Origin of the sequence: Pseudorhodoferax sp. LjRoot39, from assembly GCF_964253035.1 — a bacterium.
Taxonomy (GTDB): Bacteria; Pseudomonadota; Gammaproteobacteria; order Burkholderiales; family Burkholderiaceae_C; genus Pseudorhodoferax.
On the sequence record NZ_CAXUQL020000001.1, the window covers coordinates 480,200 to 504,428 of the forward strand.

A 24,229-nucleotide genomic window follows, 5' to 3' on the forward strand; every position below is an offset into this window, starting at 1 on the left:
GAATCAGGTGCCCTTGCAGCTGGCAGGCAAATATTTCGTTTCGAGCACTGCAGTGATGGACGAAACCACGCCACTCGCTGCAGCGTTGCAGACCCACGTCACCTGCCCATTCGCCGCCGCGGTGCCGACAAACTGAATTCCCTTGCCACTCAACTTGCTCTCGCTCGTGCCATTACCAACTACTACGATGGTCCCCGTCGTTGAAGCTGAACTCACGTAAGTTACAGCGGAGACGTACTTGGAAGCTTGGGTTTCCACCGTGGCGCTCGCCGTTGCCGGAAAACCCGACCCACTTTGCACAGCTTCAGCCAAGGCGGTTTTAGCTGACGATCCCGCCAAAATCAATTCAGACACCTTCGCCCGCACCGTGTAGTCCTGATACGCCGGCAGCGCCACCGCCGCCAGGATGCCGATGATCGCGACCACGATCATCAGTTCGATCAGGGTGAAACCCTTTTGCAGGGTGCGCATGGAACGCTTCATTCAGGACTCCTCAATTCGGTTGGAAAAGGTCAACCGCGACTTCTGTGCAGATTGCATGCCAGCCCCGAATGCCGCCCGCAAGAGGCTCAGATTGCGACATTTTTCTCGCTTTTCTGGGTCTGTCCTGCGGCCGGCAGCGCCAGATCCGCCATTTTTGAAGAACGGATCTGACGTTTTTGTCATCAGCGTCAGCGCGATCCGGGCCGGGACATCGGCGCGGGCCCGCGCGATTCCAGATGGCGGAAGGTGATGCGCCCCTTGGTCAGGTCGTACGGCGAGAGTTCCAGCGACACGTTGTCGCCCGCCAGGATGCGGATGCGGTGCTTGCGCATCTTGCCGCCGGTGTAGGCGATCAGTTGGTGGCCGTTCTCCAGCGTCACGCGGAAACGCGAGTCGGGCAGCACCTCGTCCACCTTGCCGCGCATTTCGATCAGTTCTTCCTTGCTCATTCAAACTCCTCACAGGGCGGTGCTGCAGGCGCACGCACAGCGCTAAGGTTCAACACAGTGCCCGGCCACGGAAAGGCCGGGTACGCACACACCAGGCAACAGCATGCCGCCTGGTCACATAGTGGGACGGAAAAGGGGAAGCGCCGACCCGGGCGTTCGTGGCCGCACGACACACGAACTGGCGACCGGCGCAGCCAGCCGGTCAGAGGCAGGTCGGGGCGGCGCAGGGCGCCGGACGACTGCACCGCATCGGCCAGCTGCCGGGCGGCGAGGGCAGCAAGTGTAGCCGGCGCTGCCCCTCGGCGTGCTCCGAAGGCGTGCTGCTGCGCGCCGTGCCGCGCAGCCCGTCGCGTAGACTCCTGCGCCGTCCGCACCCTTGCTGCGGGCCCTTTCGCATGAACACCCCCAAGCCCCCTGCTCCGCCGATCCGCCGCATTCCCAAGGCCGCCGCGTCGACGCCTGCCGTCGCCACGGAGGCCGTGCGCCTGAACAAGCGCATGGCGGACATGGGCCTGTGCTCGCGCCGCGAGGCCGACGACTGGATCGAACGCGGTTGGGTGCGCGTGAACGAGCAGCCGGCCACCATGGGACAGAAGGTGGGCGCCACGGACCGCATCACCGTGGAACGTGCGGCCCAGGGCCAGCAGGCGCGCCAGGTCACCATCCTGCTGCACAAGCCCATGGGCTATGTCAGCGGCCAGGCCGAGGACGGCCACGCACCTGCCGTGACGCTGGTCACGGCGCAGAACCGCTGGGCCGAAGACCGCGCACCGATGCGCTTCACGCCCATGCAGTTGCGCGGCCTGGCCCCGGCAGGCCGGCTGGACATCGATTCCGTGGGCCTGCTGGTGCTGACCCAGGACGGCCGCATCGCGCGCCAGCTGATCGGCGAAGACGCGCACATGGAGAAGGAATACCTCGTGCGCGTGCAATGGGACACGCTGGCGCAGGACGTGCGCGCCGCGTTCCCGGCGGCGCAGCTGGCCCGGCTGCGGCACGGGCTGTCGCTGGACGGCAAGCCGCTCAAGCCGGCCGTGGTGGAGTGGGAGAACGCAGAGCAGCTGCGCTTCGTGCTCACCGAAGGCAAGAAGCGGCAGATCCGCCGCATGTGCGAGCAGGTCGGCCTCAAGGTGGTGGGCTTGAAGCGCATCCGCATGGGGCGGGTGCTGCTGGGCCGCCTGCCGCCGGGGCAGTGGCGCTACCTGGCCCCCGGCGAGCAGTTCTAGATCCGGTCGATCCGGCGCGGTCAGAGCGCCGCGGAGCAGGCGATGCCAGCGACACCCGCGGGGCTGGCTCTGCCAGACCGCTGGATGTGCCCCCCTTCGCACAGCAGAAGGGGGGAGCGGCGCAGCCGCTTGGGGGGATGCTCCCTACTCGTCGCTGAGCACGGCCTGGTAGATCAGCGCGCCGAGCACGGCGCCGACGATGGGCGCGACCCAGAACAGCCACAACTGGCCGGTGGCGCCGGTGCTGGCGAACAGCGCCACGCCCGTGCTGCGCGCCGGGTTGACCGAGGTGTTGGACACGGGGATCGACACCAGGTGGATCAGCGTGAGGCACATGCCAATCGCCAGCCCTGCGAAGCCGCCCTGCGCGCGCTTGGCCGTGCTGCCCAGGATGACGAGCAGGAACACCGCCGTCAGCACCACCTCGGCGATCAGCACGGCCGTCATGCTGTACTTGCCGGGCGAGAGTTCGCCAAAGCCGTTGCTGGCGAAGCCGCCGACCTCGAAGCCCGGCTTGCCGGTGGCGATCAGGTACAGCACGCCGCCAGCAGCGACGGCGCCCAGCACCTGGGCGATCACGTAGCCCGGCAGTTCGGCCCAGCGAAAGCGGCCGCCGACGGCCAGGCCCACCGACACGGCCGGGTTGAAGTGCCCGCCCGAGATCGGGCCGAAGGCGTAGGCGCCCGTCAGCACCGTCAGGCCGAAGGCCAGCGACACGCCCAGCAGGCCGATGCCCACACCCGGGAATGCGGCTGCCAGCACGGCACTGCCGCAGCCGCCGAAAGTGAGCCAGAACGTGCCGAGGAATTCGGCCGTCCACTTCTTGATGTTGCTGTCCATTTGTTGGTCTTTCTTGAGAGGATGGCAGTGCACGCGCACCGACGGGCAAAATTCTCAACACGTAATTGCATGCAACACGTAACAAGGAACGCGCACTTTGTAACCAGTTGGCACCTCGCGACAGATTAGTTCACGGACTTGAAGACTTTTGCGCCGCCCATAATTGCGCCCCTGTCCGGCACGCCGCCGGAACCGACCGACCACACAACGACATGACCAAGCAAACCCTGTCCTTCCAGGCCGAAGTGGCCCAGTTGCTGCACCTCGTCACGCACGCGCTGTACTCCAATCCCGAGATCTTCGTGCGCGAGCTGATCTCCAATGCTTCGGACGCCTGCGACAAGCTGCGCTTCGAAGCGCTGAACGACGGCAAGCTGTACGAGGACGCACCCAACCTGGAGGTGCGCGTCTCCTTCGACAAGGCCGCCAAGACCGTGACCATCACCGACAACGGCATCGGCCTGTCGGAAGCCGAGGCGATTGCCAACCTGGGCACCATCGCCAAGAGCGGCACCAAGGAGTTCATGGGCAAGCTCAGCGGGGACCAGAAGGTCGACGCGCAATTGATCGGCCAGTTCGGCGTGGGCTTTTACTCCGGCTTCATCGTCGCCGACAAGATCACTGTGGAATCGCGCCGCGCCGGGCTGCCGGCCGACCAGGGCGTGCGCTGGGTGTCCGGCGGCACGGGCGACTTCGAGGTCGAGACCATCACGCGCGCCGCGCGCGGCACCAGCGTCACGCTGCACCTGCGGCCCGAAGGCGAGGAGTACCTCAACACCTGGAAGCTCAAGTCCATCATCGCCAAGTACTCCGACCACATCTCGCTGCCCATCCTGATGCGCAAGGAAGAGTGGAAGGAAGGCGAGGACAACAAGGGCGGCGACATGGTCCTCACCGACGAGTGGGAGACCGTCAACAAGGCCACCGCGCTGTGGTCGCGCCCCAAGAAGGACATCACGGCCGAGGAATACACCGAGTTCTACAAGCAGATCAGCTACGACCACGAGGCCCCGCTGGCCCACTCGCACAACCGCGTGGAAGGCGGCACCGAGTACACGCAGCTGCTCTACATCCCCGGCAAGGCGCCGATGGACATGTGGAACCGCGACAAGAAGGGCGGGCTCAAGCTCTACGTCAAGCGCGTCTTCATCATGGACGAAGCCGAGGCGCTGCTGCCCAGCTACCTGCGCTTCGTCAAGGGCGTGGTCGACTCGGCCGACCTGCCGCTCAACGTGAGCCGCGAGTTGCTACAGGAAAGCCGCGACGTGCGCGCGATCCGCGACGGCAACACGCGCCGCGTGCTGTCCATGCTGGAAGACCTGGCCAAGAAGCAGAAGACCGCGCCCGAGAGCCAGGAAGGCAAGATCGACGTGGGTTCGGGCGACGCCGTGCCGGCGCCCGAGCCGACGGAAGCGGTGACCGACGTGGTGGACAAGACCGCCACGGCCGCCGACGCCTCCGCACAGTTCGCCGACGAGTCCGACAAGTACGCGCGCTTCTATGCCGAGTTCGGCTCGGTGCTCAAGGAAGGCCTGGGCGAGGACTTCGCCAACCGCGAACGCCTGGCCAAGCTGCTGCGCTTCGCGAGCACGCAGTCCGATGCCGTCACGGTCTCCTTCGCCGACTACAAGAGCCGCATGAAGGAAGGCCAGGAGGCCATCTACTACATCACGGCCGACACGCTGGCCGCCGCCAAGAACAGCCCGCAATTGGAGGTCTTCAAGAAGAAGGGCATCGAGGTGCTCTTGATGACCGACCGCGTGGACGAGTGGGCGCTGAACTACCTCACCGAGTTCGACGGCACGCCGCTGCAGTCGGTCGCCAAGGGCGCCGTGGACCTGGGCAAGCTGCAGGACGAGGACGAGAAGAAGGCCGCCGAAGAGGCCGCCGAGACCTTCAAGCCGCTGCTGGCCAAGCTCAAGGAAGCACTCAAGGACAAGGCCGAGGATGTGCGCGTGACCACGCGCCTGGTGGATTCCCCGGCCTGCCTGGTGGTGCAGGACCATGGCATGAGCACCCAGCTGGCCCGCATGCTCAAGCAGGCCGGCCAAAGCGCGCCCGAGGTCAAGCCCGTGTTGGAAGTCAACGCCGAGCACCCGCTGGTCAAGAAGCTGGACGGCTCCGTGCACTTCCACGACCTGGCCCACATCCTGTTCGACCAGGCGCTGCTGGCCGAAGGCGGGCTGCCGGACGATCCCGCGGCCTACGTGCGGCGTGTGAACGCCTTGCTGGCCTGAGAGTCCAAGCCGCCATGACCCACGCCACCCGCCTGCTTTCCGCCCTCGCCTGCGCCATCGTCCTGGGCGGCTGTGCGGCCGGCGTGGGCATCAGCGTGCCGGTGTTTCCGGGCGTCTCGCTGGGCGTGGGCGTGGGCTCGGGCGGCAACGTCAACGTCGGCGTGGGCACCGGTGTCGGGCCGGTCGGCGTGGGCGTGGGCGTCAACCAGCGCGGCCAGGTGTCGGCCGGTGCTGGCGTGGGCGTCAGCACGGGCGTGGGCGGTGGCGCGCGCGTGGGTGCCGGCGTGGGCACCGGCACCGTGATCTACGACCCCAAGGATCCCAGGCCCACGCCGCCCCCTGGAACCAACGCCGACAACGTCGGCGGTCCATAGCACTCAGGCGCTCAGCGGCGCCTCGTCCATCGCCTCGATCTGGTCCTGCAGCAGCACCACCTGGCCCTGCCAGTAGTCGCTGCTGCCGAACCACGGAAAGTTCGCCGGAAAGCTCGGATCGCTCCAGCGCCGCGCCAGCCAGGCGCTGTAGTGGATCAGGCGCAGCGTGCGCAGCGGCTCGATCAGCGCCAGCTCGCGCCGGTCGAAGTCGCGGAACTGCTCGTAGCCGTCCAGCAAACCCGACAGCTGCAGCGTGCGCTGCTTGCGGTCGCCCGACAGCAGCATCCAGAGGTCCTGCACCGCAGGGCCCATGCGCGCGTCGTCCAGGTCGACGAAATGCGGGCCGCCGCCGGGCCGGTCGGTCGGCGTCCACAGGATGTTGCCGGGGTGGCAGTCGCCGTGCAGGCGCAGGCTGGCGATGCCGCCGGCCTGGCCGACCTGCGGCAGGCCGCTGGCCTCGACGCGCCGCAGCGCCTCGGTGCACACGCGCTCCCACTCGGCCTGCACGTCCAGCGGCACCATCTGGTGGGCCAGCAGCCAGTCCTTCGATGCGGTGCCGAAGCTCTGCAGGTCCAGCGTGGGACGTTCGGTGAAGGGCCGCGCCGCGCCCACGCTGTGGATGCGGGCGAGGAAGCGGCCGATCCATTCCAGCACCTCGAAGTCGTCGAGCTCGGGCGTGCGGCCGCCGCGGCGCGGGCTCACCGCGAACCAGAAATCGGCGAAGCGGTGCAGCGTGGCACCGGCGATGGCCAGCGGCCCCACGGCAGGCACTTCGGCCTGCTCCAGTTCGGCGGCGAAGGCATGTTCTTCGAGGATCTGCGCCTCGCTCCAGCGGCCAGGGCGGTAGAACTTGGCGACCACCGTCTCGGAGACGCCGTCGAGCGCGCTTTGCAGCTGCACCTGGTAGACGCGGTTCTCGTAGGAGCTCAGCGCCATGAGCCGGCCGTCGCCGACCAGGCCGATGGTGTCCAGCGCATCGAGCACCCGGTCGGGCGTGAGGCTGTCGTAGGGGTGACGCTGGGCGTCGGCAAACATCGCGTCGGAAGACATCGCGCGATTGTCGCCGGGCACCCGCCGCACTGGCGGATGCCCTGCCGGCGTCAGACCAGCGTGATCTCGACCGGGATGTTGCCGCGCGTGGCGTTGGAGTACGGGCACACGCCGTGGGCGGCGTCCACCAGCGCCTGGGCCGCTTCGCGCTCCATGCCCGGCAGGGAGACCTTCAGGCGCACGGCGATGCCGTAGCCCTTGGCGGTCGGGCCCAGGTCGACTTCGGCGTCCACGGCCACGTCGGCCGGCACGGTGATCTTCTTCATGCCGCCCACGGCCTTCATGGCGCCGATGAAGCAGGCCGAGTAGCCGATCGCGAACAGCTGCTCGGGGTTGGTGCCCGTGCCCGAGGTGCCGGGCGAGCTCAGCTTGACCTCGAGCTTGCCGTCGGACGACTTGCCGGCGCCGCCGTCGCGGCCGCCCGTGGTGTGGGATTGGGCGGTGTACAGAACCTTGTCGAGCGTGGTGGTCATGGTGACTCCTGGGGGTAGGTGCTTCGGTCGAAGCGGTTGGGGTGAAACGGATGGTCAGGCGATGCGGTCGCGCAGCGTACGCACCTGCTGTGTCAATTCGGAGATCTCGGCCAGCGTGCACTGGCTGGCTTCGAGCACGCAGCCGGGGATGGTCATCGCGCGGGCCTTGAGCTTGCGGCCGGCCGGCGTGAGGTGCACATGCACGCGGCGTTCGTCCTCGGCCGCCCGCTCGCGCTGCACCAGGCCGGCGGCCTCCAGGCGCTTGAGCAGCGGCGTGAGCGTGCCGGAATCCAGCCGCAGCCGCTCGCCCAGCGCGGAGACCATGGGGCCGTCCTGCTCCCACAGCACCAGCATGGCCAGGTACTGCGGATAGGTCAGGCCCAGCGGCTCCAGCAGCGGCTTGTAGAGCTTGGTCATCGCCAGCGAGGCGGAGTACAGCGCAAAACACAGCTGGTGGTCCAACTGCAATGCCTGTTCGCCGAGAGCGGGGTTCGATGCCATGGGCTGAATTCTAATTCGCAATTCAATTGCGCGCAATTCAATTGCCTGTAACAAAATGCAACCCACCCCCAATGGGTTCAGTCCAGGAGGTCCAGCAGACGTGCCAGGGCGTGGCGCACGGTGGCAGCCCGCACGGCCGCGCGGTCGCCGGCGAAGCACTGCACTTCGGTGTGGGTGCCGCCCGGCAGCGCCCAGCCGAACCAGACCGTGCCGACCGGTTTTTCGGCGCTGCCACCACCCGGGCCGGCCACGCCGGTCACCGCCACGGCCAGCTGCGCATGGGCGTGCCGCACCGCGCCTTGCGCCATGGCCCGCGCCACCGGCTCGCTGACGGCCCCGTGCGCCACGATCAGCGCGGCATCCACCCCCAGGAGTTCGGTCTTGGCCGCGTTGGAGTAGCTCACGAAGCCACGTTCGAACCAGTCACTGGAGCCCGCCAGGTCGGTGCAGGCGCCCGCGATCAGGCCGCCGGTGCAGCTCTCGGCCGTGGCCAGCATCAGGCCGCGCGCACGCAGCACATCGGCCAGGCGCAGCACCAGAACATCGACGGAATCGTTCACCACAACCACCTCCACACAGCCAGCACCAGCAGCGTGCAGAACGCCGCCACCAGGTCGTCGAACAGGATGCCGAAGCCGCCGCGCGCGCCGAAGCCCTTGAACTGGCGGTCGGCCCAGGCCACCGGGCCGGGCTTGGCGGCATCGAAGAAGCGGAACAGCGCGAACGCGGCCAACTGGCCCCAGAAGCCCGTGGGCATGACCAGCCACAGCACCAGCCAGAAGGCCACGACCTCGTCCCAGACGATGGCACCGGGGTCGGCCACGCGCAAGTTGCGCGCGCACACCGTGCAGGCCCACCAGCCCAGCGGCAGCGACAGCGCGATGACCCAGCCGATCTGCGCCGCGTCGAGCCGGCTGTGCATCACCCAGTAGGCCAGCCAGGCCCACAGCGTGCCAGCGGTGCCGGGCGCCTTGGGCGAAAGGCCGGAACCGAAGCCCAACGCGATCCAGTGCGCCGGATGCGACAGCATGAAACGCGCCGTTGGCCGCAGAATCGGCGCGCGCAGCGCCGGGTCGGGCGCGGAGACAGCAGAGTCGGTCGTCATGGAATGCCGGCGATGGTAGCCGCGCGTGCCACCGGCCGAGCTGCGCGCCGCGTCTGTTCTTCGCCTCCACACCATGCAAGACACCATCGACCAGCCCTTCGCCCGCATCGCCGACCTGATCGCCCAGCACGCCCAGCGCCAACCCCAGCACCCGGCCGTCGTGCACGGCGAGGAGCGCGTGGACTACGCCACGCTGGACCGGCGCATGGACCAGGTGGCCGTGGCACTGCAGCGCGCCGGCATCCAGCCTGGCGAGGCCATCGCCATCTGCGCGCCTTCATCCATCGCCTACGCCACCGTGTTCCTGGGCGCGCTGCGCGCCGGCGTGGTGGTGGCGCCGCTGGCCCCCAGCACCACCCCGCAGGGCCTGGCCCAGATGGTGGACAACGCCGAGGCCAAGCTGGTGTTCCTGGACGCCACGAGCGAGATCGCCACGGGCGCGTTGAACCCGCCGCGCATCGCGCTGGACGGCGACGCCGCCGTCGGCCAGCCACTGGCGGACTGGCTGGCGCCCGAAGGCAGCCCACCGCAGCCCGCGCCGGTGGAGCCGGCCGCGGCCTTCAACATCATCTATTCCTCGGGCACCACCGGGGCGCCCAAGGGCATCGTGCAGTCGCACGGCATGCGCTGGTCCCACATCCAGCGCGGCCGGCAGTACGACTACAGCCCGCAGACGGTCACGCTGCTGTCCACCCCGCTCTACTCCAACACCACGCTGGTGCTGTTCTTCCCGACGCTGGCCTTCGGTGGCACCGTGCTGCTGATGGCCAAGTTCAACGCGGCCGAATACCTCAAGCTCGCGGTGCGCCACCGCGTGAGCCACACCATGCTGGTGCCCGTGCAGTACCAGCGCCTGCTGGCCCTGCCCGACTTCGACGCGCACGACCTGTCCAGCTACCGCTTCAAGTTCTGTACCAGCGCACCGTTCTCGCCCGCGCTCAAGGCCGACGTGCTCAAGCGCTGGCCCGGCGGCCTGGTGGAGTTCTACGGCATGACCGAGGGCGGCGGCAGCTGCATCCTGGACGCCCACCTGCACCCGGACAAGCTGCACACCGTGGGCCGGCCGGCCGCCACCAGCGACATCCGTCTGATCGACGAGGCCGGCAAGGAAGTGCCCGCGGGCGAGGCCGGCGAAGTGGTGGGCCATTCGGGCGGCATGATGAACGGCTACCACCGCCAGCCAGAGAAGACACGCGAGGCCGAGTGGTTCGACCCCGCGGGCAAGCGCTTCATCCGCACCGGCGACATCGGCCGCTTCGACGCCGACGGCTTCCTCGTGCTGTTCGACCGCAAGAAGGACATGATCATCTCGGGCGGCTTCAACATCTACCCGAGCGACATGGAAGGCGAGCTGCGCCAGCACCCGGCGGTGCTGGAGAGCGCCGTGGTCGGCGTGCCGTCCGAGGCCTGGGGCGAGACGCCCGTGGCCTTCGTGGTGCTGCGGCCCGGCCAGTCCGTCCCCGCAGCCGAGCTCAAAGACTGGGTCAACGCGCGCGTGGGCAAGACGCAGCGCCTGTCCGAACTCGTGCTGACCGAGGAACTGCCGCGCAGCGCGATCGGCAAGATCCTGAAGCGCGAACTGCGCGACAGCTGGACCGGCAGCGTGCGCTGATGCCCGACCGCCTGCGCGAGCAGCACAAGGGCGCGCTGGAACGCGCGATCTTCCTGGAGTTCGCACAGCGCTGGCGGGCCGACATCGACCTGGCATCGGTCACCAACGGCAACCCCAACGCGCGCGAGCCCGACATCCTGGCCAAATCGGTCGAGAGCGACCACCTGCTGGCCGTGGAACTCGTGCGCCTGACCGAACAGGACAGCCAGATGCTGGCCCGACAGGCGCCGCGCCTGCCACCGGTCGACGCACCGCCGGCCCGGCTGCCGCCCATCGCCAGCGCGGTCGACGCGTTCTCGCGCAAGTTCAAGAAGGCCGAGGCCGGCCTGTACAACGGCGTGCGGGCGTCCGACCTGGAGCTTCTCGCCTGGTCCGACCACCTGGCCACACCGTGGCCCCAGGTGCTGGCCAGCGCCGAGGTCTGGCTGACCCACTTCGCCAGCGCCGAGCACTTCGCCGCCGTCTGGCTCTGGCGCCGGCCCGATTTCCCGGGTGATGCCGCGCAATCGGCCTGGGTCTGGTCGCGCGCCAAAGGCCTGCGGCGCTTCGGCTGAGAAGCCCACCCGCGTCCTGCGGGCTTGCCGATCCGGCGATCATCGCGCCGCCACAACAAGGAACAAGACGATGGAACAGTTCGACTACGACCTGCTCGTGCTCGGCGGCGGCAGCGGCGGCGTGCGCGCGGCGCGCATGGCGGCCCAGCGCGGCGCCCGCGTGGCGCTGGTAGAGGCCGCAGCACTGGGCGGCACCTGCGTGAACGTGGGTTGCATTCCCAAGAAGCTCTACAGCTACGCCGCAGGCTACGCCGAGGCCTTCGAGGAGGCCGCCGGCTTCGGCTGGAACGTGGGCGAGCCGCGTTTCGACTGGGCCACGCTCAAGGCCAACCGCGCCAAGGAGATCGGCCGGCTCAACGGCATCTACCGCGACCTGCTCAAGGGTGCGGGCGTCGAGGTCGTCGAAGGCTGGGGTGTGCTGGCCGACGCGCACACGCTGCAGGTCGGCCCGCGCCGGCTGACCGGCCGCCACATCCTCGTGGCCACCGGCGGCACGCCCTTCATGCCGGACATCGCCGGGCGCGAGCTGGCCCTCAGCTCCGACCAGATGTTCGACCTCGACCCGTTCCCCCGGCGGCTGGTGGTGGTGGGCGGCGGCTACATCGCCAGCGAGTTCGCGTCCATCTTCCGCGGGCTCGGTGCCGAGGTCACGCAGCTGCAGCGCGGCGGCCGCATCCTGTCCTCGTTCGACCAGGACATCAGCCGCTTCCTCGCCTCGGAAATGGGCAAGACCGGCATCGACCTGCGTCTGAACGCCCAGGTCGAACGCATCGCGCGCACGCCCAAGGGCCTGCACCTCACGCTGGCCGGTGGCGATCTGCTGGACGCCGACGCCGTGCTGTTCGCCACCGGCCGGCGTCCCAACACCGCCAACATCGGCCTGGAGGCGGCCGGCGTGCGGCTGGATGCGCAGGGCGCCGTGGTGGTGGACGCGCACTACCGCAGCAGCGCGCCGTCCGTCTTCGCGCTGGGCGACGTGTCCACCGAGATGCAGCTCACGCCCGTGGCCACGGCCGAGGCCATGGCGCTGGTGGACCACCTGCTCGGCCCGGCGCCCGGCAAGGCCGCGCGCACGGTGTCCTACGAATACATCCCGACCGCTGTCTTCACGCACCCGCCGGTGGGCACCGTGGGCTACACCGAGGAAGCCGCGCGCGCGAAGTTCGGCCGCGTCACGGTGTTCCGCACAGAGTTCAAGCCGCTGCGCCACACGCTGTCGGGCCGCAGCGAGCGCACGCTCATGAAGCTCGTGGTCGATGCGGCCAGCGACCGCGTGGTCGGCCTGCACATGGTGGGCGCGGATGCCGGCGAGATCGTGCAGGGCTTCGCCGTGGCCCTGCGCGCGGGCGCCACCAAGGCGGTGTTCGACGGCACCATCGGCATCCATCCGACAGCCGCGGAGGAATTCGTGACCCTGCGGGAGCCCGCACCCGAATAGGGCGCCATCGTGGCGCTGCACAATGCGTGCATGCCCTATCTGCCGCCCTTCATCGCCCCGACGCTCTACACCGACCCTGCCGCCGCGCTGGCGCAGGTGCAGAACATCTATGCGCAGCAGATCGAGCATTTGCGCGAGGCCATGGCCCGCTTCGTGGCCGGCGAGACGCTGCCCGGCCACGTGCGGGCCTGCTACCCCTTCGTGCGCGTGCACACCGAGACGCTGTCGCGCGCCAAGGTCGAGGACGAGCTCGACCGCCTGGCCTACGGCTTCGTGGCCGGGGCCGGCCGTTTCGAGACCACGCTGACGCGGCCCGACCTGTACGGCAACTACTACCTGGAGCAGTTCCGCCTGCTGCTGCAGAACCACCAGGTGCCGCTGGAGGTGGGCATCAGCAACCAGCCCATCCCCGTGCACTTCTCGTTCGCCGAGAACGACCATGTGGAAGGCAGCATGAGCGCCGAGCGCCGCGGCCTCATGCGCGACGTGTTCGACCTGCCCGACCTGGCGGCCATGGACGACGGCATCGCCAACGGCACCTACAACCCGCGCCCGGGCGAGCCGCAGCCGCTGTCGCTGTTCACAGCGCCGCGCGTGGACTACTCGCTGCACCGGCTGCGCCACTACACCGGCACGGCGCCCGATTGGTTCCAGAACTTCGTGCTGTTCACCAACTACCAGTTCTACATCGACGAGTTCGTGCGCATGGGCCACGAGGCCATGGCCGACGAGAACAGCGAGTACATCGCCTTCATCGAACCGGGCAACGTGGTCACGCGCCGCAAGGACCTCGCGCCGCAGGACATCGATGCCTTCGGCGCGCCGCCGCCGCGGCTGCCGCAGATGCCGGCCTACCACCTGATCCGGCCCGACCACACCGGCATCACCATGGTCAACATCGGTGTCGGCCCGGCCAACGCCAAGAACATCACCGACCACATCGCCGTGCTGCGCCCGCACGCCTGGATCATGCTGGGACACTGCGCCGGCCTGCGCAACACCCAGCAGCTGGGCGACTACGTGCTGGCCCACGGCTATGTGCGCGAGGACCATGTGCTGGACGAAGAGCTGCCGCTGTGGGTGCCGATTCCGGCGCTAGCCGAGATCCAGCTGGCGCTGGAGAAGGCCGTGCGCGACGTGACCAAGCTCGAAGGCCCGGAACTCAAGGGCGTGCTGCGCACCGGCACCGTGGCCAGCACCGACAACCGCAACTGGGAGCTGCTGCCCGACAACAAGGCCCAGCTGCGCTTCAGCCAGAGCCGTGCCGTGGCGCTGGACATGGAGAGCGCCACCATCGCGGCCAACGGTTTCCGCTTCCGCGTGCCCTACGGCACCTTGCTGTGCGTGTCCGACAAGCCGCTGCACGGCGAGATCAAGCTGCCCGGCATGGCCAACCACTTCTACCGCGAGCGCGTGGACCAGCACCTGCGCATCGGCATCCGCGCCGCCGAGCTGCTGCGCGCCCAGGGCATCGACCAGCTGCACAGCCGCAAGCTGCGCAGCTTCGCGGAAGTGGCGTTCCAGTAAGCCCCTGTGCAGCTCGACGCGCTGTCTCTGATGACGGTGGCGATGGTCAACCTCGTCGCCATCTCGCTGACGCTGCCGCTCATCATGGGCCGCAGCCTGACGCCGGCTGCACGCGCGGCGCAGCGCGCGCTGCTGCTGCTCACGGGCGGCTGGGCGGCGCTGGTGGCCTCCGAGTACCTGGTGTCCTCCTACGTGCTGTCGGTGCTGTCCATGGCCGGCCTGTCCGCCAGCCTGGTGATGCTGCACCGCGCACTGAGCGGCTGGCTGGGGCCGCGCCCCGGCGCATTGGCGCTGCGCGTGCTGGCCATCGCCATGCCGCTGGGCTATGCGTTCTCGTTCGCCCACTACCCGCTGCGCGTGGGCTGGTCCAACTTCCTGCTGGCGGCCATGCTGGTGCTGCTGGCGCGGGCGACGCTGGTCGCGCGCCGCCATGCCGGCCGCCACTGGCGGCTGTTGCTGCTGGGCTGCTTCGCTGTCATGGCGGTGCTGACCGCTGCGCGCGGCGTGCTGGGCGCGTTCTTCACGGCGGCCTACCCGACCTTCCTGTCGCCCAACCCGGTCAACATCGCCGCCGCGGTGGCCGTCAACATGGCCGTGGTGCTGGGCACGGTGGCGCTGCTGGTGGCCTGGCGCGACGAGGCCGACGACCGGCTGCGCGCCATGGCCAACACCGACAGCCTGACCGGCCTGCCGAACCGCCGCGGCTTCATGGAGCGCGCCGAGGCGCTGTTCGCCAACGCCCAGCGCTACCGCCAGCCACTGGCCGTGCTGATGCTGGACCTGGACCACTTCAAGCACATCAACGACAGCTACGGCCACGACCGCGGCGACGACGCCCTGCGCCTGTTCGCCCGGATGCTGCGCGAGACGCGGCGCACCGGCGACCTGGCCGGCCGGCTCGGCGGCGAGGAGTTCTGCGTGGTGCTGCCCTCCAGCCAGCGCGACACGGCCAGCGGTTTCGACCAGCGCCTGCGCGCACGGCTGCAGCAGCGCAGCGAGGAAGAGCTGGGCTTCGCACTGTCCTACAGCGCCGGCGTGGCCGCCATGACCGATGGCGACGCAACCTTGGCCGGGCTGCTGGCGCGCGCCGACGCCGCGCTCTACGAGGCCAAGCACGGTGGCCGTGGCCGGCTGCTGATGGGCGACAGCGGTTCCGGCCACACGGTGGTCTGAACCTGCGGCCGGTGGAGCCGCTGGTAGCATCCGCCGATGTTCGAACAGCTTTCTCCCTTCCTGATCCACTGGGCCATCACGGCCCTGTCGCTGTGGGTCGCCAGCCACATCTTCCGCGGCGTGAAGTTCGACAGCACCGGCGCGCTCGTCGTGTCGGCCTTGCTGCTGGGCTTTGCCAACGCCATCGTCAAGCCGCTGCTGATCGTGCTGACGCTGCCGCTCACGCTCGTGACCTTCGGGCTGTTCCTGTTGGTCATCAACGCGCTGGTGATCCTGCTCGTGGCCGCGCTGGTCAAGGGCTTCCGCGTCTCGGGCTTCTGGACTGCGGTGTTCGCGAGCCTGTTCGTCTCGGTGCTGAGCCTGGTGATCGGCTCCTTCATCGGCGGCAGCGACCCGGCCCAGCAGATCCAGATGCCGCAGGGCACCGGCAACTGGCTCTAGTTTCCTCAGTGTCCTGAGAGGGCCCGCATCTCGGCGTAGAGGTCGGCCTTGCCCTCGAAGCCGATGCCCGGCAGCTCTGGCATCGTAATGTGGCCGGCCTCCACGCGCACGCCGTCCGGAAAGCCGCCGTAGGGCTGGAACAGGTCGGGGTAGGACTCGTTGCCGCCCAGGCCCAGGCCGGCCGCGATGTTCAGCGACATCTGGTGGCCGCCGTGCGGGATGCAGCGGCGCCACGACCAGCCGTAGCTCTTGAGCATCTCCAGCGTGCGCAGGTACTCCACGAGGCCGTAGCTCAGCGCGCAATCGAACTGCAGCCAGTCGCGGTCCGAGCGCATGCCGCCGTAGCGGATCAGGTTGCGCGCGTCCTGCATGGAGAACAGGTTCTCGCCCGTGGCCATGGGGCCGTCGTAGTGCTCGGCCAGGCGGGCCTGCAGTTCGTAGTCGAGCGGGTCGCCGGCCTCCTCGTACCAGAACAGCGGGTACTGGCGCAGCGCCTTGGCATAGGCGATGGCGGTCGGCAGGTCGAACCGGCCGTTGGCGTCCACGGCCAGCTGGCAGCCGGGCGGCAGCATCTTGAGCACGGCCTCGATGCGCGCGCAATCCTCAGCCAGCGGCGCGCCGCCGATCTTCATCTTGACCACCGTGTAGCCGCGGTCGAGGTAGCCCTGCATCTCGGCCTTCAGGCCCTCCAGGCCCTTGCCCGGGTGGTAATAGCCGCCGGCCGCGTAGACGAACACGCGTGGGTCGGCCTGCGTGCCCTGGCGCTCGGCCAGCAGCCGGAACAGCGGCTTGTTCTCGATCTTGGCGACCGCGTCCCAGATCGCCATGTCGATGGTGCCCATGGCCACCGAGCGCTCGCCGTGGCCGCCCGGCTTCTCGTTCCTGAACATCGTGGTCCAGACCTTGTGCGCGTCGAGGTTGTCGCGCGCATCGTCGCGCAGGCTGTCGGGCGCGGCCTCCAGGATGCGCGGCGCGAAGCGCTCGCGGATCAGCCCGCCCTGGCCGTAGCGGCCGTTGGAGTTGAAGCCGTAGCCGACCACCGGCCTGCCGTCGCGGACCACGTCGGTGACGACGGCCACCAGGCTCAGCGTCATCTTGGAAAAGTCGATGAAGGCGTTGGCGATCGGCGAGGCGATCGGGGCGGTGCGTTCGAGGATGTTGACGATGCGCATGGCGGGTTCCTGTTGAAGTGGCGCCATCGTAGGCAAGCTCCAGGAATCTCTGAAGTGGTATGTTTTCTCCACCAGCATTCCATTCGGAGATGCCATGCATCCGTTCGATCCCACCTCCCTGCGCCTGTTCGTCGCCGTCTGCGAGGAACGCAACATCGCGCTGGCCGCGCAGCGCGAGGCCATCGTGCCCTCGGCCGTCAGCAAGCGCATCGCGCAGATGGAGGCCCAGGCCGGCACGCCGCTGCTCGCGCGCGGCCGGCGCGGCGTGGCGCTCACGCCGGCCGGCGAGACGCTGTGGCGCTACGCGCGCGAGGCGCTGCAGCTGCTCGAGCGCATGCAGGCCGAGCTCACGGCCTATGCCGAGGGCGTGCAGGGCCAGGTGCGCGTGTTCGCCAGCATGTCGGCGCTGGCGCAGTTCCTGCCCGCGGACGTGGGCCGCTTCGCGCGCGACTACGCCCAGGTGCGCGTGAGCATGGAGGAGCGCGAGATCTGGGAGGTGGTGCGCGGCGTGGAGGAAGGCCGGGCCGACATCGGCGTGTGCTGGGACGCGGTGGACCTGGGCCGGCTGCAGCGCTTCGCCTACCGCGAAGACCGGCTCGCCGTGGTGCTGCCCGCCGGCCACGCGCTGGCCGGGCGCAAGCGCCTGCGCTTCGCCGACACGCTGGACCACGAGCACGTGGACATCCTCGGCCGCAGCATCATGAAGACCACGCAGCAGCGCCAGGCTGCCATCGCCGGCAAACCGCTGCGCACGCGGCTGCAGGCCGCCACGGTGGACGCGGCCTGCCGCATCGTCGCGGCGCAGCTGGCGCTGGCCATCGTCCCGCGCGAGGAGGCGCGGCTGTTCGAGCAGCCGCTGGGCCTGGCCGTGGTGCCGCTGGCCGACGACTGGGCGAAGCGGCGCTTCGTGCTGGCGGTGCGCGACGCCAAGGCGCTGGCGCCGGCCGCGCGGCTGCTGCTGGACAGCCTGCGCGCCGGGCCGCAGGAGGGCGTCAGGCCGGCTGGCCCGGGGGTGCCGGCAGAGGCTGCGGCAGCCCCACCTCGCCGCGCACCTCGCCGCGCACCTCGGCGCGCGTGAGCGGCAGGTATTCAGGGTGCTCGCGAGCGATGAAGGCGATCAGCCCTTCGCGCAGGAAGCAGCGCAGGTCCCAGGCCTTGCCCGAGTCGGCCGCCGTGGCCAGCAGGCGCAACTGCATGCTCTTCTCGCTGGTGTCGGTCACCTGCAGCTTGCACAAACGGCCGTCCCACTCGGGCGAGGCCTCGCACAGGCGCTGGGCCTCGGCCCGCAAGGGCTCCAGCGGCAACCGGTAGTCCACCCACAGGAACACGGTGCCGATGATCTCCGAGCTGCTGCGTGTCCAGTTCTGGAACGGGTTCTCGATGAACCAGCGCAAGGGAATGATGAGCCGACGCTGGTCCCAGATGGCCAGCACCACGTAGGTGCCCGTGATCGCCTCCACGCGGCCCCACTCGCCCTGCACGATCAGCACATCGTCGATGCGGATCGGCTGGGCCAGCGCCAGCTGCAGGCCGGCGATCAGGTTGCCGAACACCGGCTGCGCGGCCATGCCGACCACCAGGCCGACCACGCCGGCCGAGGCCAGCAGGCTGGCGCCGAACTGGCGCGCGCCCGGAATCGTCATCAGCATCAGCGCCACGCCTGCCAGGCCGACCAGCACCATCACCGTGCGCGACAGCACCTTCGCCTGAGTGTGGATGCGGCGCGCGTTGAGGTTGTCGACGACGTTGAGCGGGTACTGGTCCGTCACGCCCTGCCCCACGCCGGCCACGGCGCGCAGGCCCACCCAGGTCAGGCAGGCCAGCAGCAGCAGGCTGTTGGCCTGGCGGATGTTGTCGATCATGGGCACGGTGTCGGGCGCGCCCTGCCAGACCACCTGCAGCGCGAGGAACATCAGCCACCAGCGCGCCGCCGGCCGCACGAAGCGCACCACGGTGGAGGCCACCGGCATGCCGCGCGTGACGCGCGTGAGCACCAGCACCCCCGCGCGGTGCGCGACCCAGGCCAGCACCACGGCAATGGCGGCTGCCACCGCCAGGCCCAGCACCGAGGAATCGGCCCAGGCGACGAAAACGTTCCATTGACTCTGCATACGCGCGGCATCCTAGCGGCGCAAGCAAAGAGCCTTCGAGAGCCGAGAAATAGCGCGGCGCGTCAACCGCGCGCCGCGGCCACCGTCAGGGCAGGCGGGGCTTGACCAAAGCGGCCGCGCGCTTGGCGTTGCTGCGGGCCTGCTCCACATCGGCAGCGCGCGCCAGCAGCACACCCATGCGGCGCTTCACGAAGCTCTCGGGCTTGCCGAACAAACGGATCTCGGTGCCCGGCACCTGCAGCGCCTCGGCCACGCCATCGAACACGATGCCCTGGGCGTCCACGCCGCCATAGACCACGGCGCTGGCGCCCGGCGTCTTGAGGCTGGTGTCCACCGGCAGGCCCAGGATGGCGCGCGCGTGCAGCTCGAATTCGTTCTGCCACTGCGTGATCATGGTGACCATGCCGGTGTCGTGCGGGCGCGGGCTCACTTCGCTGAACCAGACCTGCTCGCCCTTGACGAACAGCTCCACGCCGAACAGGCCCAGGCCCGCGGGCTGGCCGTCGAGCCCACGGCCCAGGTCGTCGGTGACGGCCTTGGCGATGGCGCGCGCCTTCTCGAGCGCGGCCGGGTGCATGGGGTGCGGCTGCCAGCTTTCCACGTAGTCGCCGCTGACCTGCACATGGCCGATGGGGTCGCAGAAGTGGGTTTCGATGCTGCCGTCGGCGGCGCGGGCGCGCACCGTCAGCAGCGTGATCTCGTAGTCGAAATCGATGAAGCCTTCGACGATCACGCGGCCATGGCTCACGCGGCCGCCGGCCATCGCATAGTCCCAGGCCTTGCGCACATCGGCCGGGCCATCGATCTTGCTCTGGCCCTTGCCCGAACTGCTCATGACGGGCTTGACGACGCAGGGGTAGCCAATTCCACCGTCCACGGCGTCGATGGCAGCCTGCAGCTCCTCGAAGGAGTCGCAGAACTGGTAGGGGCTGGTCGCCAGGCCCAGCGTCTCTGCGGCCAGGCGGCGGATGCCTTCGCGGTCCATGGTCAGCCGCGCGGCGCGTGCCGTGGGCACCACGCGCACGGTGCCGGCTGCCTCCAGCTCGGCCAGCGCGGGCGTGGCGATGGCCTCGATCTCGGGCACGACCCAGTCGGGCTTTTCCTTTTCGATCAGCGCCTTGAGCGCGGCTGGATCGCTCATCGCGATGGTGTGGGCGCGGTGCGCGACCTGCTGGCCGGGCGCGTTGTCGTAGCGGTCCACCGCGATGGTCTCCACGCCCAGGCGCTGCAGCGCGATCAGCACCTCCTTGCCGAGTTCGCCGGAGCCCAGCAGCATGACGCGCGTGGCGTGGGGGGACAGGGGGGTGCCGAAGGTGGTCATGGTGTGTGCGCGCAGGACTGGAGGAAGCGCGCGATTATCAATCCAGCTTGGCGCCCGAGGCCTTCACCGCCGCGGCCCAGCGCGGCATCTCGGCGGCCAGGAATTTGCCGAAGTCCGCGCTGCCCAGATAGGCCGGATCCGCGCCCTGCGCCACCATGCGGCTGCGCACCTCGGGGTTGTTCAGCACCTGGCCAAAGGCATCGCTGAGCTTGGCAGTCACATCGGCCGGCAGCCCGGCCGGCGCCAGAAAGCCGTAGAAGCCCACCACCTCGAAGCCCTTGAAGCCCGACTCGATCACGGTGGGCACATCGGGCAGCGCCGGGTTGCGCTCGCGGCTCGTGACGGCCAGCGCACGCACCTTGCCCTGCTTGGCATAGGCCGCCGCCTGCGGGATGGATTCGGCCATGAACTGCACCTGGCCGGCCATGAGGTCGGTGAAGGCCGGTGCGCTGCCGCGGTAAGGGATGTGGACCATGAACAGCCCGGCCGCGTTCTTGAACATCTCGGGCACCAGGTGGCTGATGCCGCCGTTGCCGGCCGAGCCGTAGTTGACCTGGCCGGGCTTGGCTTTCGCGTAGTCGGCGAACTCCTTGAGCGTCTTGACGGGCAGCTGCGGCGTGACCAGCAGCGCCAGCGGCTGCATGGCCGTGCGCGCGATCGGCGTGAAGTCCTTGAGCGTGGCGTAGGGCAGGCGGCTGTACAGCGCCGGGTTGATGACCATCACGCCGGTGTTGGCCAGCATCAGCGTGTAGCCATCGGGTGCGGCCTTCATGACGTCCTGCGCGCCCACGGTGCCACCGGCCCCGGACTTGTAGTCGACCACGATGGGCTGGCCCAGCACCGCCTGCATCTTGTCGGCCAGCAGGCGCGCATGCTGGTCGAGCGGGCCGCCGGCCGGGAAGCCGATGACCAGGCGGATGGGTTTTTCGGGGAAGGCGGCCTGGGCCGTGGCCGTCGCCAGCAGGGCGAAGGCCGTCACGGCCAGATGGCGAAATCGCATGGAATGTCTCCTGGAGGAATGCGTTCTGCCGGCATCATCGCAGGCTTTCGCGGCCGCTCCGCGCCCGGGCTGCCGCACGGCGGTCAGGCCTGCGGCGCCCGCCCGCCCTGCACAGATTCCGTCCCGGCCAGCGGCAGCCACACCGTGACGCGCAAACCCCGGCCATCGGCCGTGGCGCTGTCCAGTGCGATGCGCCCGCCGTGCCGCTCGACCACCGCGCGCACGATGGACAGGCCCAGCCCGCTGCCGGTCTGCAGTTGGTCCGGGTCGCGGTAAAAGCGGTCGAACACGCGCGCGCGCAAGGCCGGCGCGATGCCTGGCCCCTGGTCCTGCACGCACAGCACGGCCTGCCCCTGGTCGCGTGCGAGCGAGACCAGCACCACACCTGCCGCGGGGCTGTACTTGGCGGCGTTCTCGACCAGGTTGTCGACCAGGGAGGTCAGGCCCTCGCGCTCGCCAAGCACGCACAGATCGGCATCGCACACGTCCAGCGCGAGCTCGACCGCGCGGGCCTGGGCCAGGACCGACAGCGCCGCGAGCCGGTCCTGCAGCAGCGCGTCGAGCGCCAGGCGCTCGTGCACCATGGCATGCGCGTCGGCGCTGCTGCGCATGAGCCGCAGCAGTTGGCCCACGAGCCGCGTCGCGCGGTCGTTGCTGCGCGAGACGCCCTGCAGCAGCTCGCTCTGGCGCGGCGTGAGCTCCGGCTGCGCGAGCAGGGCCTCGACGTTCACGCGCATGGCCGCGATCGGCGTGCGCAACTCGTGCGCCGCATCGGCGATGAAGTTGCGCTCCCGCGTGGCGCTGTCGCGCAGGCGCTGCATGAGACCGTTGACGTTGTCCACGAGCGGACGCAACTCCCGGTGGCGCGGCACGAAGGCCAGCGGTGCGAGGTCCTGCGGGCCGCGCGCGGCAATCTCGCGGCCCACGTCGCGCCATGGGCGCAGCGCCAGGCGGATCGACAGCCAGGCCGGCAACAGCAGCAGGGGCGTGCAGATGACCAGGGGCATCAGGTAGTAGCCGCGGGAGTTGAAGGTCATGAGCAGTTGCTTCGCATCGGCCGGCATGGCGAGCATCACACGCGTGTCCGAGTGCTCGGATTGCCGCGTGCTCGCGCGCCAGTGCTTGTCCTGCGCGAGCAGGGTCTCGACCGTGTTGAGCCGGCTGTTGCGCAACTCGGCGGGCGCGTCGTCGGCGTGGTAGATCAGGCGCCCCGCCTGCCAGACCAGCAGGCGTGGCAGGATGGGGGAATCGCCGGTGTCGCCGGCTTCGTGCTCGTCGTTGTAGGCCTCGCGCAGGGCGCGTTCCATCGCCGCCAGGCTGGCATGCTGGCGCTCGGGCTGGTCGGCGAGGCTCTCGGCCACCGAAGCAATGGCCTGGAAGGTGGCACGCGCGTCGTGCAGGCCGTCGCTGTTCAAGGCCTCCGAGAGCAGCAGGCCCACCGCGACGCTCCAGAGCAGGCCCAGCATGGCCATCTGCGCAAGCAGCAGCCGGCGCACCAGCGTGGGCTGCGTCCAGCGCGCCCAGGCGGCACGCCAGCGGCCGCCCGCCGCGTTCACGCGCGCCCTCCCGCAGGCGGCGCGGCCTGGTCGATCACGTAGCCGACCCCGCGGACCGTGCGGACGTAGCCCTCGCCGATCTTGCGCCGCAGGTTGGACATGTGGACGTCCAGCACATTGCTCTCGTTGGTCTGGGCGCCCGGCAGCACCTGCTCCTGCAGGAAGCGGCGCGTGACCACGCGGTCCACGCGCTTGAGCAACAGGCACAGCAGCTCGAACTCCGAGCGCGACAGCTCCACGGGCCGGTCGTGGACGCGCACGCGCCGCGTCGGCAGGTGCAGCGAGAGGCCGCGCACCTCGACCAGGCCGTCGGCGACACCGTAGCTGCGCCGCACGAGCGCGCGCACGCGCGACAGCAGCTCCGCGAGCATGAAGGGCTTGACCAGGTAGTCGTCGGCGCCGCCGTCCAGGCCGCGCAGGCGGTCGTCCAGCGTGTCGCGCGCGCTCAGGATCAGCACCGGCAGGCCCTGCCGCTCACGGCGCAGGCGGGCCAGCAGCAGGAGGCCGTCGCCGTCGGGCAGGCCCAGGTCCAGCAGCACGAGGTCGCACAGGCCGGCCTCCAGCTCGCGCGCCGCATCGCTGGCGCGCCGGACCCAGACCACCGCCATGCCCTGGTCCTGCAAGGCGATGCGCACGCCGTTGCCCAGATCGAGGTCGTCTTCCACGAGCAGGATGTTCATGGCACGCAATCTATCCGGACCGCGTGAAGAAAGCCTGAAGGCGCGGGGAAGGACGCACCCTTCATCCGATCTTCAGGCAACGCTGAGGTGGCGTTCAGATTGCGCTTCGAGACTGCCCGGACCGCAGGAGCTGCGCCGCCACGGCCCTCCTGTCGGACCGACCACACCACCAACCTGGAGAACCATTCCCATGCCACTTCGTTCCTGCATTTCCCTGTCCGCCCTGCTGCTGGCCACCGGCGCGACGGCCCTGCATGCGGCCGAACCCGTGCGCGACAGCCAGTTCTATGTGGGCGCCACGATGGGCGCCTCGAACTACAGCCTGCATTCGGCCCACACCCCGAGGCCGCCAGGCGGCCTGCAGCGCGACACCCACGGCACGGCCTTCAAGCTCTACGGCGGCTACCGCCTGACCGAGCATTTCGGTGCCGAACTGGGCTATGCACACCTGGGCCGGGCCAAGCAATGGACCACGGTCAACGGCACAGCGTTGCGCGACGAAGGCAAGGGCCGCGCGTTCTATGCCGCAGCCACCGCGCAGCTGCCGCTCGGCGATGCCTTCGTGCTGCATGGCCGCCTGGGCGTGGCGCGCGGCAAGGTGACGGGTGGCGGCACGCAGGTCCCCGCGAGGCAGGGCCTGGCGGGCAGCGCCACGGGCGCGATCGTGGGCATCGGCGCCGAGTACAAGCTGACACCCACCATGTCGCTCACGGCCGACTACGACCACTTCACCAAGCTGTCGCGCCACGCCAAGGGCGGCATGCTGACGGTCGGCCTGCGTGCGAACTTCTGAACGACCCGGCGCGCGCCCATGATGCCCATCGTCTGGACCGGCAAGCCCCGATTTCCGTTGATCCTGCGCGCGGTGGCAGTCCACCGGCTGGTCAGCGGCCTGCCATGGCACAA

25 protein-coding genes are annotated in these 24,229 nt (G+C 69.5%); 11 read left to right on the forward strand and 14 right to left on the reverse strand.

The window, feature by feature from the left end; genetic code table 11:
* Positions 1-3: 3 nt before the first annotated feature.
* A complete protein-coding gene (locus tag ACSQ4M_RS02255) occupies positions 4-471 on the reverse strand; it encodes a pilin (protein ID WP_436193954.1) in 468 nt (155 codons plus the stop codon).
* 200 nt (positions 472-671) lie between these two features.
* On the reverse strand, positions 672-932 hold the full coding sequence (gene infA, locus ACSQ4M_RS02260) for a translation initiation factor IF-1 (RefSeq protein WP_436188056.1): 261 nt from the start codon (positions 930-932) through the stop codon (positions 672-674).
* 497 nt (positions 933-1,429) lie between these two features.
* Between infA and ACSQ4M_RS02265 the strand changes: the two genes are divergently transcribed.
* Positions 1,430-2,158, forward strand: coding sequence for a pseudouridine synthase (locus tag ACSQ4M_RS02265; RefSeq protein WP_436193955.1), 729 nt, complete (start codon positions 1,430-1,432; stop codon positions 2,156-2,158).
* 144 nt (positions 2,159-2,302) lie between these two features.
* Here ACSQ4M_RS02265 and aqpZ read toward each other — a convergent pair whose 3' ends face one another.
* The gene (aqpZ, locus tag ACSQ4M_RS02270) at positions 2,303-2,998 is read right to left on the reverse strand and encodes an aquaporin Z (protein ID WP_436188057.1); all 696 of its coding nucleotides are present in this window, start codon (positions 2,996-2,998) and stop codon (positions 2,303-2,305) included.
* 212 nt (positions 2,999-3,210) lie between these two features.
* Here aqpZ and htpG point away from each other — a divergent pair, with 212 nt between their 5' ends.
* Positions 3,211-5,235 (forward strand): molecular chaperone HtpG, encoded by a 2,025-nt coding sequence (htpG, locus tag ACSQ4M_RS02275; RefSeq protein ID WP_436188058.1) that lies wholly within the window; start codon positions 3,211-3,213, stop codon positions 5,233-5,235.
* A 14-nt stretch (positions 5,236-5,249) separates the two neighbouring features.
* Positions 5,250-5,609 carry a hypothetical protein gene (locus ACSQ4M_RS02280; RefSeq protein ID WP_436188059.1) on the forward strand — a complete coding sequence of 120 codons (360 nt, stop codon included), beginning with the start codon at positions 5,250-5,252 and terminating at the stop codon, positions 5,607-5,609.
* Between the two features lie 3 nt (positions 5,610-5,612).
* Here the strand turns inward: ACSQ4M_RS02280 and ACSQ4M_RS02285 are convergent, their stop codons facing one another.
* From ACSQ4M_RS02285 to ACSQ4M_RS02305, 5 genes are all read right to left on the reverse strand, one after another.
* The gene (locus ACSQ4M_RS02285; protein WP_436188060.1) at positions 5,613-6,659 is read right to left on the reverse strand and encodes a serine/threonine protein kinase; all 1,047 of its coding nucleotides are present in this window, start codon (positions 6,657-6,659) and stop codon (positions 5,613-5,615) included.
* Positions 6,660-6,709: 50 nt separating this feature from the next.
* A complete protein-coding gene (locus ACSQ4M_RS02290; protein WP_436188061.1) occupies positions 6,710-7,132 on the reverse strand; it encodes an organic hydroperoxide resistance protein in 423 nt (140 codons plus the stop codon).
* 54 nt (positions 7,133-7,186) lie between these two features.
* Positions 7,187-7,633: a MarR family winged helix-turn-helix transcriptional regulator gene (locus ACSQ4M_RS02295; protein WP_436188062.1), complete on the reverse strand. Its 447-nt coding sequence runs from the start codon at positions 7,631-7,633 to the stop codon at positions 7,187-7,189.
* A 77-nt stretch (positions 7,634-7,710) separates the two neighbouring features.
* Positions 7,711-8,196, reverse strand: coding sequence for a CinA family protein (locus ACSQ4M_RS02300; protein ID WP_436188063.1), 486 nt, complete (start codon positions 8,194-8,196; stop codon positions 7,711-7,713).
* Positions 8,190-8,738: a phosphatidylglycerophosphatase A family protein gene (locus ACSQ4M_RS02305; RefSeq protein ID WP_436188064.1), complete on the reverse strand. Its 549-nt coding sequence runs from the start codon at positions 8,736-8,738 to the stop codon at positions 8,190-8,192. The genes ACSQ4M_RS02300 and ACSQ4M_RS02305 overlap by 7 nt, the downstream gene beginning before the upstream one ends.
* A 73-nt stretch (positions 8,739-8,811) precedes the next feature.
* Between ACSQ4M_RS02305 and ACSQ4M_RS02310 the strand changes: the two genes are divergently transcribed.
* From ACSQ4M_RS02310 to ACSQ4M_RS02335, 6 genes are all read left to right on the forward strand, one after another.
* Entirely contained in the window at positions 8,812-10,350 is a 1,539-nt protein-coding gene (locus ACSQ4M_RS02310; protein WP_436188065.1) for a class I adenylate-forming enzyme family protein, read from the forward strand.
* Positions 10,350-10,904, forward strand: coding sequence for a hypothetical protein (locus ACSQ4M_RS02315; RefSeq protein ID WP_436188066.1), 555 nt, complete (start codon positions 10,350-10,352; stop codon positions 10,902-10,904). The genes ACSQ4M_RS02310 and ACSQ4M_RS02315 overlap by 1 nt, the downstream gene beginning before the upstream one ends.
* A gap of 70 nt (positions 10,905-10,974) precedes the next feature.
* The gene (gorA, locus tag ACSQ4M_RS02320) at positions 10,975-12,342 is read left to right on the forward strand and encodes a glutathione-disulfide reductase (RefSeq protein WP_436188067.1); all 1,368 of its coding nucleotides are present in this window, start codon (positions 10,975-10,977) and stop codon (positions 12,340-12,342) included.
* A 30-nt stretch (positions 12,343-12,372) separates the two neighbouring features.
* The gene (locus ACSQ4M_RS02325) at positions 12,373-13,869 is read left to right on the forward strand and encodes an AMP nucleosidase (protein WP_436188068.1); all 1,497 of its coding nucleotides are present in this window, start codon (positions 12,373-12,375) and stop codon (positions 13,867-13,869) included.
* Between the two features lie 6 nt (positions 13,870-13,875).
* On the forward strand, positions 13,876-15,042 hold the full coding sequence (locus ACSQ4M_RS02330; protein WP_436188069.1) for a diguanylate cyclase: 1,167 nt from the start codon (positions 13,876-13,878) through the stop codon (positions 15,040-15,042).
* Positions 15,043-15,078: 36 nt separating this feature from the next.
* Positions 15,079-15,483 carry a phage holin family protein gene (locus tag ACSQ4M_RS02335; protein WP_056655256.1) on the forward strand — a complete coding sequence of 135 codons (405 nt, stop codon included), beginning with the start codon at positions 15,079-15,081 and terminating at the stop codon, positions 15,481-15,483.
* A gap of 5 nt (positions 15,484-15,488) precedes the next feature.
* On the opposite strand, the gene ACSQ4M_RS02340 is transcribed toward ACSQ4M_RS02335, so the two are convergent.
* A complete protein-coding gene (locus tag ACSQ4M_RS02340) occupies positions 15,489-16,655 on the reverse strand; it encodes a mandelate racemase/muconate lactonizing enzyme family protein (RefSeq protein ID WP_436188070.1) in 1,167 nt (388 codons plus the stop codon).
* A 94-nt stretch (positions 16,656-16,749) separates the two neighbouring features.
* Here ACSQ4M_RS02340 and ACSQ4M_RS02345 point away from each other — a divergent pair, with 94 nt between their 5' ends.
* On the forward strand, positions 16,750-17,733 hold the full coding sequence (locus ACSQ4M_RS02345; protein ID WP_436188071.1) for a LysR substrate-binding domain-containing protein: 984 nt from the start codon (positions 16,750-16,752) through the stop codon (positions 17,731-17,733).
* Here ACSQ4M_RS02345 and ACSQ4M_RS02350 read toward each other — a convergent pair.
* The 5 genes from ACSQ4M_RS02350 to ACSQ4M_RS02370 form a co-directional block, all read right to left on the reverse strand.
* Positions 17,648-18,766: a mechanosensitive ion channel family protein gene (locus ACSQ4M_RS02350; protein ID WP_436188072.1), complete on the reverse strand. Its 1,119-nt coding sequence runs from the start codon at positions 18,764-18,766 to the stop codon at positions 17,648-17,650. The genes ACSQ4M_RS02345 and ACSQ4M_RS02350 overlap by 86 nt on opposite strands.
* A gap of 85 nt (positions 18,767-18,851) precedes the next feature.
* Positions 18,852-20,087 carry a formate-dependent phosphoribosylglycinamide formyltransferase gene (purT, locus tag ACSQ4M_RS02355; RefSeq protein ID WP_436188073.1) on the reverse strand — a complete coding sequence of 412 codons (1,236 nt, stop codon included), beginning with the start codon at positions 20,085-20,087 and terminating at the stop codon, positions 18,852-18,854.
* A 37-nt stretch (positions 20,088-20,124) separates the two neighbouring features.
* Positions 20,125-21,087, reverse strand: coding sequence for a Bug family tripartite tricarboxylate transporter substrate binding protein (locus ACSQ4M_RS02360; RefSeq protein WP_436188074.1), 963 nt, complete (start codon positions 21,085-21,087; stop codon positions 20,125-20,127).
* Positions 21,088-21,170: 83 nt separating this feature from the next.
* A complete protein-coding gene (locus tag ACSQ4M_RS02365; protein ID WP_436188075.1) occupies positions 21,171-22,643 on the reverse strand; it encodes a sensor histidine kinase in 1,473 nt (490 codons plus the stop codon).
* Positions 22,640-23,323 (reverse strand): response regulator, encoded by a 684-nt coding sequence (locus ACSQ4M_RS02370; protein WP_436188076.1) that lies wholly within the window; start codon positions 23,321-23,323, stop codon positions 22,640-22,642. Before ACSQ4M_RS02370 ends, ACSQ4M_RS02365 begins: the two co-directional genes overlap by 4 nt.
* Positions 23,324-23,513: 190 nt before the next feature.
* Between ACSQ4M_RS02370 and ACSQ4M_RS02375 the strand changes: the two genes are divergently transcribed.
* Positions 23,514-24,116, forward strand: a complete 603-nt coding sequence (locus tag ACSQ4M_RS02375; RefSeq protein ID WP_436188077.1) for a porin family protein — start codon at positions 23,514-23,516, stop codon at positions 24,114-24,116.
* The last annotated feature ends 113 nt before the right edge of the window (positions 24,117-24,229 follow it).

What these genes read in the sequence shown, in the direction of transcription:
- ACSQ4M_RS02255 (WP_436193954.1), bottom strand. Translation starts at nt 471, where the DNA reads ATGCGCACCCTGCAAAAGGGTTTCACCCTGATCGAACTGATGATCGTG.
- infA (WP_436188056.1), bottom strand. Translation starts at nt 932, where the DNA reads ATGAGCAAGGAAGAACTGATCGAAATGCGCGGCAAGGTGGACGAGGTG.
- ACSQ4M_RS02265 (WP_436193955.1), top strand. Translation starts at nt 1,430, where the DNA reads ATGGCGGACATGGGCCTGTGCTCGCGCCGCGAGGCCGACGACTGGATC.
- aqpZ (WP_436188057.1), bottom strand. Translation starts at nt 2,998, where the DNA reads ATGGACAGCAACATCAAGAAGTGGACGGCCGAATTCCTCGGCACGTTC.
- htpG (WP_436188058.1), top strand. Translation starts at nt 3,211, where the DNA reads ATGACCAAGCAAACCCTGTCCTTCCAGGCCGAAGTGGCCCAGTTGCTG.
- ACSQ4M_RS02280 (WP_436188059.1), top strand. Translation starts at nt 5,250, where the DNA reads ATGACCCACGCCACCCGCCTGCTTTCCGCCCTCGCCTGCGCCATCGTC.
- ACSQ4M_RS02285 (WP_436188060.1), bottom strand. Translation starts at nt 6,659, where the DNA reads ATGTCTTCCGACGCGATGTTTGCCGACGCCCAGCGTCACCCCTACGAC.
- ACSQ4M_RS02290 (WP_436188061.1), bottom strand. Translation starts at nt 7,132, where the DNA reads ATGACCACCACGCTCGACAAGGTTCTGTACACCGCCCAATCCCACACC.
- ACSQ4M_RS02295 (WP_436188062.1), bottom strand. Translation starts at nt 7,633, where the DNA reads ATGGCATCGAACCCCGCTCTCGGCGAACAGGCATTGCAGTTGGACCAC.
- ACSQ4M_RS02305 (WP_436188064.1), bottom strand. Translation starts at nt 8,738, where the DNA reads ATGACGACCGACTCTGCTGTCTCCGCGCCCGACCCGGCGCTGCGCGCG.
- ACSQ4M_RS02310 (WP_436188065.1), top strand. Translation starts at nt 8,812, where the DNA reads ATGCAAGACACCATCGACCAGCCCTTCGCCCGCATCGCCGACCTGATC.
- ACSQ4M_RS02315 (WP_436188066.1), top strand. Translation starts at nt 10,350, where the DNA reads ATGCCCGACCGCCTGCGCGAGCAGCACAAGGGCGCGCTGGAACGCGCG.
- gorA (WP_436188067.1), top strand. Translation starts at nt 10,975, where the DNA reads ATGGAACAGTTCGACTACGACCTGCTCGTGCTCGGCGGCGGCAGCGGC.
- ACSQ4M_RS02325 (WP_436188068.1), top strand. Translation starts at nt 12,373, where the DNA reads ATGCCCTATCTGCCGCCCTTCATCGCCCCGACGCTCTACACCGACCCT.
- ACSQ4M_RS02335 (WP_056655256.1), top strand. Translation starts at nt 15,079, where the DNA reads ATGTTCGAACAGCTTTCTCCCTTCCTGATCCACTGGGCCATCACGGCC.
- ACSQ4M_RS02340 (WP_436188070.1), bottom strand. Translation starts at nt 16,655, where the DNA reads ATGCGCATCGTCAACATCCTCGAACGCACCGCCCCGATCGCCTCGCCG.
- ACSQ4M_RS02345 (WP_436188071.1), top strand. Translation starts at nt 16,750, where the DNA reads ATGCATCCGTTCGATCCCACCTCCCTGCGCCTGTTCGTCGCCGTCTGC.
- ACSQ4M_RS02350 (WP_436188072.1), bottom strand. Translation starts at nt 18,766, where the DNA reads ATGCAGAGTCAATGGAACGTTTTCGTCGCCTGGGCCGATTCCTCGGTG.
- purT (WP_436188073.1), bottom strand. Translation starts at nt 20,087, where the DNA reads ATGACCACCTTCGGCACCCCCCTGTCCCCCCACGCCACGCGCGTCATG.
- ACSQ4M_RS02360 (WP_436188074.1), bottom strand. Translation starts at nt 21,087, where the DNA reads ATGCGATTTCGCCATCTGGCCGTGACGGCCTTCGCCCTGCTGGCGACG.
- ACSQ4M_RS02370 (WP_436188076.1), bottom strand. Translation starts at nt 23,323, where the DNA reads ATGAACATCCTGCTCGTGGAAGACGACCTCGATCTGGGCAACGGCGTG.
- ACSQ4M_RS02375 (WP_436188077.1), top strand. Translation starts at nt 23,514, where the DNA reads ATGCCACTTCGTTCCTGCATTTCCCTGTCCGCCCTGCTGCTGGCCACC.